At 69.3% G+C, this 10,934-nt stretch carries 12 protein-coding genes and 1 pseudogene; 5 read left to right on the plus strand and 8 right to left on the minus strand.

Going from position 1 to position 10,934, the window contains the following annotated elements; genetic code table 11:
* Positions 1-51: 51 nt before the first annotated feature.
* Entirely contained in the window at positions 52-813 is a 762-nt protein-coding gene (locus tag G7B71_RS11285; protein WP_166040922.1) for an SDR family oxidoreductase, read from the minus strand.
* A gap of 4 nt (positions 814-817) precedes the next feature.
* Positions 818-1,279, minus strand: coding sequence for a peptidylprolyl isomerase (locus G7B71_RS11290; protein WP_166040924.1), 462 nt, complete (start codon positions 1,277-1,279; stop codon positions 818-820).
* Positions 1,280-1,440: 161 nt separating this feature from the next.
* Between G7B71_RS11290 and mgtE the strand changes: the two genes are divergently transcribed.
* Both mgtE and G7B71_RS11300 read left to right on the plus strand, forming a co-directional pair.
* Positions 1,441-2,838 (plus strand): magnesium transporter, encoded by a 1,398-nt coding sequence (gene mgtE, locus G7B71_RS11295; RefSeq protein WP_243406219.1) that lies wholly within the window; start codon positions 1,441-1,443, stop codon positions 2,836-2,838.
* Positions 2,835-3,467, plus strand: coding sequence for a hypothetical protein (locus G7B71_RS11300; RefSeq protein ID WP_166040928.1), 633 nt, complete (start codon positions 2,835-2,837; stop codon positions 3,465-3,467). The genes mgtE and G7B71_RS11300 overlap by 4 nt, the downstream gene beginning before the upstream one ends.
* A gap of 1 nt (position 3,468) precedes the next feature.
* Here the strand turns inward: G7B71_RS11300 and G7B71_RS11305 are convergent, their stop codons facing one another.
* Positions 3,469-4,179, minus strand: coding sequence for a head GIN domain-containing protein (locus G7B71_RS11305; protein WP_166040930.1), 711 nt, complete (start codon positions 4,177-4,179; stop codon positions 3,469-3,471).
* Positions 4,180-4,265: 86 nt separating this feature from the next.
* Between G7B71_RS11305 and G7B71_RS11310 the strand changes: the two genes are divergently transcribed.
* The gene (locus tag G7B71_RS11310; RefSeq protein ID WP_347708450.1) at positions 4,266-4,670 is read left to right on the plus strand and encodes a DUF1489 domain-containing protein; all 405 of its coding nucleotides are present in this window, start codon (positions 4,266-4,268) and stop codon (positions 4,668-4,670) included.
* Between the two features lie 175 nt (positions 4,671-4,845).
* Positions 4,846-5,235 (plus strand): M15 family metallopeptidase, encoded by a 390-nt coding sequence (locus G7B71_RS11315; RefSeq protein ID WP_207774779.1) that lies wholly within the window; start codon positions 4,846-4,848, stop codon positions 5,233-5,235.
* Positions 5,236-5,256: 21 nt separating this feature from the next.
* On the opposite strand, the gene G7B71_RS11320 is transcribed toward G7B71_RS11315, so the two are convergent.
* The 3 genes from G7B71_RS11320 to fdxA all read right to left on the minus strand — a co-directional run bounded on the left by G7B71_RS11320 (position 5,257) and on the right by fdxA (position 7,184).
* The gene (locus G7B71_RS11320) at positions 5,257-5,976 is read right to left on the minus strand and encodes a head GIN domain-containing protein (protein ID WP_166040937.1); all 720 of its coding nucleotides are present in this window, start codon (positions 5,974-5,976) and stop codon (positions 5,257-5,259) included.
* Positions 5,977-6,094: 118 nt separating this feature from the next.
* A complete protein-coding gene (locus tag G7B71_RS11325; protein ID WP_166040939.1) occupies positions 6,095-6,637 on the minus strand; it encodes a CarD family transcriptional regulator in 543 nt (180 codons plus the stop codon).
* Positions 6,638-6,845: 208 nt separating this feature from the next.
* The gene (gene fdxA / locus G7B71_RS11330) at positions 6,846-7,184 is read right to left on the minus strand and encodes a ferredoxin FdxA (protein WP_166040941.1); all 339 of its coding nucleotides are present in this window, start codon (positions 7,182-7,184) and stop codon (positions 6,846-6,848) included.
* Between the two features lie 208 nt (positions 7,185-7,392).
* On the opposite strand from fdxA, the gene G7B71_RS11335 reads away from it, so the two are divergent.
* Entirely contained in the window at positions 7,393-9,288 is a 1,896-nt protein-coding gene (locus G7B71_RS11335) for a PAS domain-containing sensor histidine kinase (protein WP_243406217.1), read from the plus strand.
* Here the strand turns inward: G7B71_RS11335 and G7B71_RS11340 are convergent.
* A complete protein-coding gene (locus G7B71_RS11340) occupies positions 9,285-9,560 on the minus strand; it encodes an RNA-binding S4 domain-containing protein (protein ID WP_243406218.1) in 276 nt (91 codons plus the stop codon). The two genes, G7B71_RS11335 and G7B71_RS11340, sit on opposite strands and share 4 nt — an antisense overlap.
* Positions 9,553-10,934, minus strand: a pseudogene (locus G7B71_RS11345) (helicase); the annotation flags it as partial. The gene G7B71_RS11340 and the pseudogene G7B71_RS11345, both read right to left, overlap by 8 nt.

Consider the following 10,934-nt stretch of genomic DNA (forward strand, 5'->3'; position numbering starts at 1 on the left):
AAAAACGTATCGGCCGGACCGCTGTTCCAGCCATTCGGCCCGCGTTGCGGCTCAGTCCGCCTTGAGCCGCGCCATGAAGCGGCGCATCGCGGCGCGGGGCACGAAGCGGTGAGCCTGGGCGCCGACCTTGTTGCGGCGGCCGGGGATGACGATCGCCCTGCCCCGATCGAGGCCGGCGAGCCCTTCGCGAACGACGCTGGCGGCGTCGCCGGCCATCCGGCGCAGCGGCCCGCCGCGCACTTGGGCGACGTCGAAGAATTCGGTCTCGGTGGGCCCCGGGCAGAGCACGGTGACCCGGATGCCGCTGCCCTTCAACTCCTCGTGCAGCGCCTCGGTCAGCGACAGCACATAGGCCTTGGTCGCGTAATAGACCGCCATGTTGGGGCCGGGCTGGAAGGCGGCGGTCGAGGCGACGTTGAGGATCGCGCCCGAGCCGCGGGCGCGCATGGCCGGAAGCACCGCGCGGCACAGCTCGGTCAGAGCGCGGACGTTGAGGTCGATCATCTCGGCCTGGCGCGCCGGGTGCTGCGCCTCGAAGCGGCCGGAGAGGCCAAAGCCGGCATTGTTGACGAGGGTCGCCACCTCGAGGCCTTCGGCGGCGAGTTGCTCGATCAGGCTCGTCGCCGCGCCGGGACGGGCGAGGTCGGCCTCGAAGATGTGGATGTCGCCGCCGAGCGTGCGCTGGAGCGCCTCGAGACGGTCGCGGCGGCGCGCGGCAAGAGCGAGCCTTTCGCCCCGCCGCGCGCACTGCCTCGCGAATTCGGCACCCAGGCCGGCCGATGCGCCGGTGACCAGGGTGACGGGCCGAGTCATTCGATCACGCCCTCAGCGACGCCTTGACGATCTTGCCGGGGGTGCGCGGCGGCTCGCCCTTGGGCAGCGCGTCGACATGCTCCATGCCCTCGGTCACTTCGCCCCAAACGGTGTACTGGCCGTCGAGGAAGCGGGCGTCATCAAGGCAGATGAAGAACTGGCTGTTGGCGGAATTGGGGTTCTGCGCGCGCGCCATCGACGCGACTCCGCGGACGTGCGGCTCGCGGCTGAACTCGGCCTTGAGGTCGGGCCTGTCGGAGCCGCCCATGCCGGTGCCGGTCGGGTCGCCGCCCTGGGCCATGAAGCCGTCGATCACCCGGTGGAAGACGACGCCGTCGTAGAAGCCTTCCTGGGTCAGCTCCTTGATGCGCTCGACATGGCCGGGCGCGAGGTCGGGGCGAAGGCGAATGACGACATCGCCGCCGCTGTCGAGGTTGAGCACGAGAGTGTTGAGTTCGTCGGACATTTCTTACTCCTGGCAGGTTTGCCGGCGGCTTAGGCGCTTCCCGAACGCAATGGAACAGGGCGGGTTGCGGCGGGCATTTGGCGCGCCTAGGAACCCCCCGGACCTCAAGCGGCGGGAGGAGGCGTGTGAGCGAAGAACTCGAAACGCCGCCGGGCGAGCTTGTGGGGGAGAGCCATCACGAGGCTCCCCGCGAACCCAGCCACGACGCCGACGACCGCCTGAAGCCGGAATTCGTGAGCGCGGTGCTCGCCCGCGTCGCGGAAGGCGACGACGAAGGCGCGCGCGCGCTCGTCGACCGGCTCCATCCGGCCGACATCGCCGACCTGTTCGAGCTGGTCGACAGCGACGACCGGCGCCGGCTCGCCGCGGCGCTCGCCGAGAAGCTGGACGGCGAAGTCCTCGCCGAGATGAACGACTGGGTGCGCGAGGAGCTGATCGACGCGCTCTCGCCGATCCAGGTCGCCGAGATCGCCGGCGAGCTCGAGACCGACGACGCGGTCGCGATCATCGAGGACCTCGAGGAAGACGAGCAGCGCGCGGTGCTGCGCGCATTGGATCCCGACGACCGCGCCGCGATCGAGGAAGCGCTGTCCTTCCCGGAGGAATCGGCCGGCCGACTGATGCGGCGCGACGTCGTCGCGGTGCCCGAGCATTGGCGGGTCGGCGACGTCATCGACTTCCTGCGCGGCCAGGACGATTTGCCGACCGACTTCTGGGAAATCTTCGTCGTCGACCCGCAGCACCATCCGGTCGGCACCATCATCCTGTCCTGGATCCTGCGCGCGCCGCGGTCGATCCTGGTCGGCGACCTGATGCAGCGCGAGCAGACCCTGATCCCGGTCGACATGGACCAGGAGGAAGTCGCGCTGCGCTTCCAGAAATATGCGCTCATATCCGCTGCGGTGGTCGACCAGTCGGGCCGGCTGGTCGGCATGATCACCGTCGACGACGTCGTCCACATCATCCAGGAGGAGGCGAGCGAGGACGTCCTGCTCATGTCGGGCGCGGGCGACGAGGGCGACATCAACCAGCCGATCCGCGACAGCTACCGCGCCCGCGTCCGCTGGCTGATCGCCAATCTCGGCACCGCCCTGGTCGCCTCGTTCATCATCGCCCTGTTCGGCGGGGCGATCGAACAGATGGTGGCGCTCGCGGTGCTGATGCCGCTCGTCGCCTCGATCGGCGGCAATGCCGGCACCCAGACCATGGCGGTGGCGGTGCGCGCTCTGGCCATGAACCAGCTCACCCGATCCAACAGCCTGCGCACGATCTGGCGCGAGATCAGGGTCGCGCTGCTGAACGGAGTCACCATCGCCGTGCTGATCGGAATCGGCGCGGCGCTGGTCTTCGCCAACCCGATGCTCGGCGGCGTGATCGCGGCGGCGATGCTGATCAACATCCTGATTGCCGGCCTCGCCGGAGTGGTCGTGCCGCTCGCGCTCGACCGCTGGGGCCAGGACCCGGCGGTGGCCTCGTCGGTGTTCCTCACCATGATCACCGATTCGATGGGCTTCCTCGCCTTCCTCGGCCTCGCGGTGGCGTCGGGGCTGGTGGGGTGAGACGCACCGCGCTCGGGCTGGCCGGCCTCGCTCTCGCCGGGTGCCAGCCGCCCGCGCCGGCCTGGCCCAGCGAGCTCGAGGCCCAGGCCGGCCTGTGCAGCGCCGTCCATGTGATTCGGCTGCGCGAGCGCGACAGCGCCACTCCGCCGGGCAGCTTCGACGCATTCCTGCAGATCCTCCACTATGCGATGATCGCCAGCGCGCGAGGGCGCGAGCGCATCGAGCTGCGCGCGCTCGACTCGGTCAGCCGCCGCGCCGGAGTCGCCCAGGTCGAGCTTCGCGAGCAGGACTGGCAGGCGCGGGTGGCCGACTGCGCCGCCGCCTTCCCCGAGGCGCGGCGGCCGGCGGGGCGGCTGCCGGAAGCGCCGTTCGAGGCGGGAATGATCTGCTTCGGCCTTGCCGACTTCGTCGCCCGCACCGCCGCCGACTTCCCGCGCGAGGCGGTGGCGGCGTCGGACCTCGCCGAGCGCGCGCTCGCCGCCGCCGCGCCGGAGCTGACCCGGCAGGCGCGGACCAACGACGAGGCCGAGCGGCTGGGCGAGCGTTACCGGGTGCGGGCGTTCCTCGCCGGGACGCCGTCGTCGTTGCTCGACCAGTGCGCTCAGAGATTTCCGGTGCGGGCGGGCTAGCTCAGCGCCCGGTGCCGCAGCGCACTTCGCTGGCGCCGGGGCCGCGCACGGTGCAGGCGGGGCGGCCGGCGACAACGACCGCGCCGAGGCCGTTGGCGTTGACCGTGACCGCGCGGCGGGCGTGGAGCGCGACGTCGCCGGTGGTCACCGCCGAGATCGTCGCGGTCTCGACGCTGAGCCCGGGCGCGAGCAGCGAGCCGGAGCCCTGGAGGTCGGCGGCGAAGGTCTCGGCGGTGCCGGCGAGCTCCATGCTCCCCGAGCCGCTGAGGCCGGCCGAGAGATTGTCGGCGTCGATTCCGGTCGCGCTGAGGCGGCCGCTGCCCTGGACGACGAGGTCGACGCGCTGGCCGGTGAGGCCGGTTATGTCGAGCTGGCCGCTGCCGACGACTCGCGCCGAGCGCAGGTTGCGGGTGACGAGCGTGACGGTGGCGGGCGCGACGGCGCGGGTCGGGGCGCCGGTCCAGGCGGTGCGGTTGCGGCGCACCCGCAAGGTGGTGCCCTGGACGTCGACGACGACTCCGTCGAGCGCCTGCTGCGAGCCTTGCGCCGCCGCCGAGGTCGAGCGGCCGGTGACGAGGCGGACGAGGAACGGCCCCTCGACGACGATGCGGTCGAAATCCTGGATGGCATAGCGACGCTCGGCCGCGGCCGCGGCGCCGGCGCCAAGCGTCATGGCGAGAAGAGCGAAGAGGGCGGCGGACAGGCGAACCATGGCGGCCATCATGCCGTGCAATGGTTAACCGTCAATGGTGCTGGCAAGCCATTGATAGACAGCGGCAAATTCGGCATGTGAGCGGCGTGCCCAGCCTCAACATCAGCAAGGTCGCGGTCGGCTGCGCGAGCCTCGACGCGCTGCGCAAGCGGCAGGCCGCGCGGGCCGCGAACGGAATCGTGCCGATCGTCACGCGCTTCCGGCCCAAGCGCGCCGACGAGCTGGTCGGCGGATCGATCTTCTGGATCCTCCAGCACCGGATCACCGCGCGCCAGACCATCCTCGGCTTCGAGGAGCGCGAGGCGGACCGGCGCACGATCATCCGGCTGGACGCCGAGCTGGTGCCGGTGCGGCCCCATCCCAAGCGCGCCCACCAGGGCTGGCGCTACCTGGCGCATGAGGACGCGCCGGCCGACCTGGCGGACGGCGACGTGACGGCGGCATTGCCGCCGGCCCTGGCCCAGATGCTGGCGGCCCTGGCGCTGATCTAATTGCGCTTGGGCGCCTCGCCGGCCAGATTCAAATAAATTCGGGCGTCGATCAATCGGCTTGAAGTGTCAGCGGAAGCCTGCGACCTTGCCTTAGCAAGACTCAAAGAGGGGGAGTAATGCCATGCCGAGTCTAAGCAATCGTTCCCGCAATAATATGAAGGGCCTTCACCCTGATTTGATCAAGCTCATCGAGGCCGCGATCGAGGAAGTCGACTTTGTCGTGCTGGAAGGATCGGTGCGCACGCGTGAGCAGATGATGATCAACTACGGCAAGGGTCGCAGCGCAAAGCAGCTGGCCGTCTTCGGCATACCGGCCAAATATGCAAAGCCCGCCGAAGCGAAAGTGACTTGGCTGTCCAACCCGTTCAACTCCAACCATCGCGTGCACGGGGACGGCTTCGGGCATGCGTTCGATGCATGTCCGTTCCCGGTCAACTGGGACGACACGAAGAGCTTTCGCAAGATGGGCGACGTGTTCAAGCGAGTCGCGGGCGAGCTCGGCGTCAACATCGAATGGGGCGGGGACTGGAAGAAGAAGGACTATCCCCACATCGAGCTGCACTAGGCCCGGGTATCGCTGACGCGCCTAGCCGCACCGCACCTCGCCGCTGCCCATCTTCCTGACGTCGCAGCGGGCGCCGCCGGCGACGGTGACGTTGCCCGAGCCCATGATCGAGACCCGCGCGGTGCCGCTCGCGTGCATGTTGGCATTGCCGCTGCCGGCGATCGATACCTCGGCGTCCTGCGCCTGGAGGCCGGGCAGCTCGGCATTGCCCGAGCCCATCACCTCGATCTTGGCCTCGCGGACTCGGCCGGAGGCGCGGACGTTGCCGGAGCCGGCAATCTCGAACTCGGCCGCCTGCGCCTCGATCTGCTGGAGAATGAGGTTGCCCGAGCCGGCGATCCCGCCCTCGAAGCGCTCCGCCTGAAGCGCGCTCACCTGCATGTCGCCGGATCCGGCGATCTCGGCGCCGCGAAGGCTCGGCGTGGTGACGTGGACGGTGACCAGGCCGGGGCCGCGGAAGGTGGTGCCGCGCTGGGTGCCGATGTGCAGCCGGCCGCCCTCGACCCGGATGTCGAGGCGCTCGAGCGCCGCGGTGTCGCCTTCGGCGCGGACCGACGGCGCTCCTCCGACCGTGACGATGACGTTGTGCGAGCCGGCGAGCTCGACCGTTTCGAACTGGCCGACTTGGAAATCGCGCGCGCCCTGAACTCCGCTCGCCTCGATCACCCGCGCATCGGTGCCGGTCACGTTGCAGGCGGCAAGCACCGCCGCTCCCGCCAAAGCCGCCAAGATCGCCCGCATGATCGCCTCCCTGCTGTGTTGCTGACGCAATACACCTGTGCGGCGGCAGAGGCAAGATGCGAAAAGGGCGGCCCGGTCAGGGGCCGCCCTCTTGGCAGGTCCAGAATGGAAGAGCCGCTTATTCGGCGGCTTCGGCCATCTTCGCCTTGTTGTGGACCAGCCACGCCTTGTTGAGGATGTCGAGCAGCTTCTCAAGCGCGGCCTTCTCGTCGATCTGCTCCATCGCGCCCAGCTCGCGGGCGAGGCGGGTGGAGGCAGCCTCGAAGATCTGGCGCTCGGAATAGCTCTGCTCGGGCGCGTCCTCGGGACGGAACAGGTCGCGGACCACCTCGGCGATCGACGCGAGGTCGCCCGAGTTGATCTTCGCCTCATATTCCTGGGCGCGGCGCGACCACATGGTGCGCTTCACCTTGGGCTTGCCCTTCAGGGTGGTGAGGGCTTCCTGCATGGTCTTGTCGGACGACAGCTTGCGCATGCCGACGCTCTCGGCCTTGTTGGTCGGGACGCGCAGAGTCATGCGCTCCTTCTCGAAGCGGAGCACGTACAGCTCCAGGCGCATGCCGGAAATCTCGGTGCTTTGCAGCTCGATGACACGGCCGACGCCGTGCTTGGGGTAAACAACAAAATCGCCAACGTCGAAGCTCAACGCCTTCGCTGCCATCAATCCAGCCTTCCGTTAAATTGGACGGCGCCGCGTCCTGCCCGGGTTATCGCGGCGCACCTCTGTCTGCCCAGATGCGAAACCGGCGGCTGCACGCGCCGGCGGGGGCTATATAGCACCGCCTTCGTCAAAAAGCTAGGGGCGCACGCCCGGAACGCATCCGGGCGCGACGGGATTGTGCTTCGGCGTCAGGCGCAATCGCGCCGGATCAGTCGCCTTCGCCGGGCTCGGCGGAGAAGAACTTCTCGAACTTGCCGTCCTGGCCCTTGAACTCGTCGGCGTCGGCGGGGCTGTCCTTCTTGCGGGTGATGTTGGGCCACTCCGCCGAATAGGTCGCGTTGAGCTCCAGCCACTTTTCGAGGCCGTTCTCGGTGTCGGGAAGGATCGCCTCGGCGGGGCATTCGGGCTCGCACACGCCGCAGTCGATGCACTCGCTGGGATTGATCACCAGCATGTTCTCGCCCTCGTAGAAGCAATCGACCGGGCACACTTCCACGCAGTCCATATATTTGCAGCGGATGCAGGCATCGGTGACGACGTAGGTCATGGTTTCTCGCTTCTCTCCCGAGGGGACGGCGCAATCCCTAGGCGTGGCCGCCGCGCCTCGTCAACGCACCTTGTGCGCCATGGTTCGGACCGGGACCCCGACAGCGCCAACAAGCGTTGGATTTCAACGCCGAGGCCGCTAGGACCGCGAACCGGGCGGGGAACGTTGATGGCGCGCGGGGGCCGCGGCGCCGAGCACGGGATACATGATGGCTCGATCTTCCGCCGACCTCCAGGAGCAGCGCTTCCAGCTGCTCGTCAATTCGGTGGTCGACTACGCCATCTACATGATCGAGGCCGACGGCACGATCGCCACCTGGAACCCGGGCGCCAAGCGCTTCAAGGGCTATGAGGCCGAGGAAATCGTCGGCAAGCCCTACGCCACCTTCTTCCTGCCCGAGGACCGCGACGCCGGCCTGCCGCAGCGAATCCTCGCCACCGCCGCCAGCGAGGGCCGGTTCGAGGGCGAGGGCTGGCGGCTGCGCAAGGACGGCACGCGCTTCTGGGCCCATGTCGTCGTCGACGCGATCTATAATGCCGACCGCGACGTCGTCGGCTTCGCCAAGATTACCCGCGACCTCACCGAGAGGCGAAGCGCCGACCAGGCTCTGCGAGAGAGCGAGGAACGGTTCCGCATCCTCGTCCAGGGCGTCAAGGATTACGCCATCTACATGCTCGACGCCGATGGCCGGGTGACCAACTGGAATGCAGGCGCCCAGCTCATCAAGGGCTATCGCGCCGAGGAGATCGTCGGCGAGCATTTCTCCCGCTTCTACACCGACGAGGATCGGGCCGCGGGCGAGCCGGAGCGGGCGCTGGAAACGGCGCGCGCCAAGGGCAAATATGAGAAGGAGGCGTGGCGGGTCCGCAAGGACGGCACGCGGTTCTGGGCCAGCGTGCTGCTCGACCCGATCTATGACGAGGCCGGCGAACTGAGCGGCTACGCCAAGATCACGCGCGACATCACGGAGCGCAAGAAGGCCGAGGAGGAGCTGGAGGAAGCGCGGGCGGCGCTCTACCAGTCGCAGAAGCTGCAGGCATTGGGCGAGCTCACCGGCGGCATCGCCCACGACTTCAACAATCTGCTGACGGTGATCCGCGGCTCCGCCGAGCTTCTGCTGCGGCCGGGCCTCAGCATCGATAAGCGCGAGCGCTATCTCGGCTCGATCATCGAGACGGCGGATCGTGCCACGGCGCTCACCAGCCACCTCCTCGCCTTCGGCCGGCGCCAGGCGCTGAAGCCGGAAGTGCTGCAGCTCAACGTTCGGCTCGACGCCTTCGCGGAGATGGTCCAGCGCACCTTCGGAAGCAAATATGAGGTGAGCATCGACCTCGACCCCGAGCTGTGGCTGGTTGAGGTCGACGTGACGCAGCTCGAGACCGCCCTGCTCAACGCCGCGATCAACGGCCGCGACGCGATGCCCGACGGCGGCACGCTGGTGCTCAGGACGCGCAACCGGCCGGCGAGCAACGAGGTCTCGGTCGAGGTCGAGGACACTGGCGAGGGCATGCCGCCCGAGGTCGTCGAGCGAGTCTTCGAACCGTTCTTCACGACCAAGCCGGTCGGCAAGGGAACCGGCCTCGGCCTGTCCCAGATCCACGGCTTCGCCGCCCAGACCGGCGGCCGCGCGGAAATCTCCTCCCGGCCCGGCGAGGGAACGCGGCTGTGCATCGTCCTGCCGCGCAGCGACAAGGCCGCGGAAGAGGACGACTCCACCGAGGCGCCGAGCCTGCCGTTCGCCGGTCTTCGCGTGCTGCTGGTCGAGGATAATGAGCAGGTCCGCCGCTTTGCCGAGCATCTCCTCGAAGAAATGCATTGTGCGGTGACCAGCGCGGAATCGGGCGAGGCGGCGCTGGCCGTGCTCGACAAGGAGAGCTTCGATCTCCTGTTCACCGACGTGGTGATGCCGGGAATGAGCGGAGTCGAGCTCGCCAACCACGTGAGGAAGGACTTCCCCGACCTGCCGATCCTGCTTGCCAGCGGCTATAGCGAGGAGGTGGTGCGCGGCGCCGCCAACAAGTTCCGGATGATCTCGAAGCCTTACGGCTTCGCGTCGGTGAGCCAGGCCTTTGGGGAGGTCACTCGGAGCCAGGCCGCGGCCTAGCCCTCGATCTCGCTGTAGAGGAGGCGCGCCTCCGCGGGCGGGCCCCGGCGGGCGGGGAGCGCTTCAATCCTCAGGACTCGGACCTTGCCGTGGATGGCGAAGCTCAGCACGTCGCCGACGCCGACCGGGGCGTGGCTGCGGTCGACGACGCGGCCATTGACGCGCAGCCGGCCCTGCTCCGCCACGGCCTGAGCCGCCGAGCGAGTCTTCACGATCCGCGCGAACCACAGGAACTTGTCGAGCCTGAGGCGGGCGGCGGCGGGATCAGCCACGCGCCAGCCCGGCGAGCGCGGCGAAGGCGGGCGAGATCGGCCCGACATGTTCCTTGCGGCGGCGGGCGCGGCCGCGCCACACCCAGCCGCGCTCCTCGCCCTCGGCGCGGAAGCCGACGTCGCGCATCAGCCTGGTGACCGCGTCGGGGGTGAGGCCGAGCGAGGTGACGAGGGCGACGTTGACCACCGCTTCCTGCTTGCCGGCGCGCGCCTCGTGGGCGTGGGCGGCCATGCGCTCGGCCATGTCGACTCGGAGCAGCTGCGGCCCCACCCGGCGGAAGCCGAGGCGGCCGGTGGCGGCGACGTCGCCATTGGCCGGCAGCACCACCGAGCCGGGCGGCGGCAGCCACGGCATTGGCGCTCCGGCCGCGGCGGCGCGCAGGGCGGCGCGCCAGCGCATCGCCTCGGGCTTCAGAACCGCGGGCATGAACAGGTCGAGCGCGCCGATGCGGATGCCGAGGGCGTGGAGCTTGCGGCGATGATCGCGGTCGAGCGACTCCAGTGGCTTGGCGACCGTCTCCCGGTCGATGATGCCGCCGTCGTCGACGAGCATCGCCAGCACAGCGCGGAAAGCCGGCGGAGCGGTGGGGTCGTGCCCCGCCATGCCGGCCTGGCGAAGCGGCGCGAGGCTGCGCTCGACCTGATGCGCGACCCAGTCCTTGAGGCGGTCGATCACCGCTTCGCGGCCGCGCTCCGAGACGCTGTCGATCCGGCGGTCGAGCTGGACCCGCGGGCTGAGCAGGTTCTTGCCAGGCACCAGCCTGGCGACCTCATGACCGCGCCACAGGATGGCCGGCGGCAGCGGCGCCTCGCTGCGCAGCGAGAAATGGTCGTCGGTGTCGGCGACGAGCGCGGCGGCACGCTTCTCATATTCGCCGGCGAGGCGGCGCTCGGCGGTGGCGAGGAGCATTTTGCGGTCGGCATGCTTGGCCGCCGGGTCGACCTCGAAGCGGAAGCCCTGGAGCTTGCCGATCGCATAGCTTCCGACGGTGACCTCGCCCTGCTCGTCGACGATCACCGGATGCTCGTCGACGCCGCCCTTGCGGCCGAGATCCTTCAGAAGGACCGAGGTGCGTCGATCGACGAAGCGTTGGGTCAGCCGCTCGTGCAGCGCGTCGGACAGCTTCTCCTCGATGCCGCGGGCGCGCTCGGCCATCTCGGCGGGCGCGTGAAGCCAGTCGTGGCGGTGGGCGATATAGGCCCAGGTGCGCACCCCCGCGAGGCGGTCGGCAAGCGTGTCGATGTCGCCCTGGACATTGTCGAGGCGGGCGAGCTGCTCGGCATACCAGGATTGCGGGATTCGGTGGTCGCCCTGATTGAGGAAGTCGAACAGGCGGGCGACGAGGCGGCCGTGCCCCTCCGGGCCGGTCTTGC

The sequence above is a fragment of the Sphingosinicella sp. YJ22 genome (assembly GCF_011320075.1).
GTDB lineage: Bacteria > Pseudomonadota > Alphaproteobacteria > Sphingomonadales > Sphingomonadaceae > Allosphingosinicella.

Bases quoted from the DNA above. Each gene is read 5' to 3' on its own strand.
- G7B71_RS11305 (WP_166040930.1), bottom strand. From the start codon at position 4,179: ATGGTTCGCCTGTCCGCCGCCCTCTTCGCTCTTCTCGCCATGACGCTT.
- G7B71_RS11325 (WP_166040939.1), bottom strand. From the start codon at position 6,637: ATGGCAGCGAAGGCGTTGAGCTTCGACGTTGGCGATTTTGTTGTTTAC.
- G7B71_RS11320 (WP_166040937.1), bottom strand. From the start codon at position 5,976: ATGCGGGCGATCTTGGCGGCTTTGGCGGGAGCGGCGGTGCTTGCCGCC.
- fdxA (WP_166040941.1), bottom strand. From the start codon at position 7,184: ATGACCTACGTCGTCACCGATGCCTGCATCCGCTGCAAATATATGGAC.
- G7B71_RS11335 (WP_243406217.1), top strand. From the start codon at position 7,393: ATGGCTCGATCTTCCGCCGACCTCCAGGAGCAGCGCTTCCAGCTGCTC.
- G7B71_RS11290 (WP_166040924.1), bottom strand. From the start codon at position 1,279: ATGTCCGACGAACTCAACACTCTCGTGCTCAACCTCGACAGCGGCGGC.
- G7B71_RS11285 (WP_166040922.1), bottom strand. From the start codon at position 813: ATGACTCGGCCCGTCACCCTGGTCACCGGCGCATCGGCCGGCCTGGGT.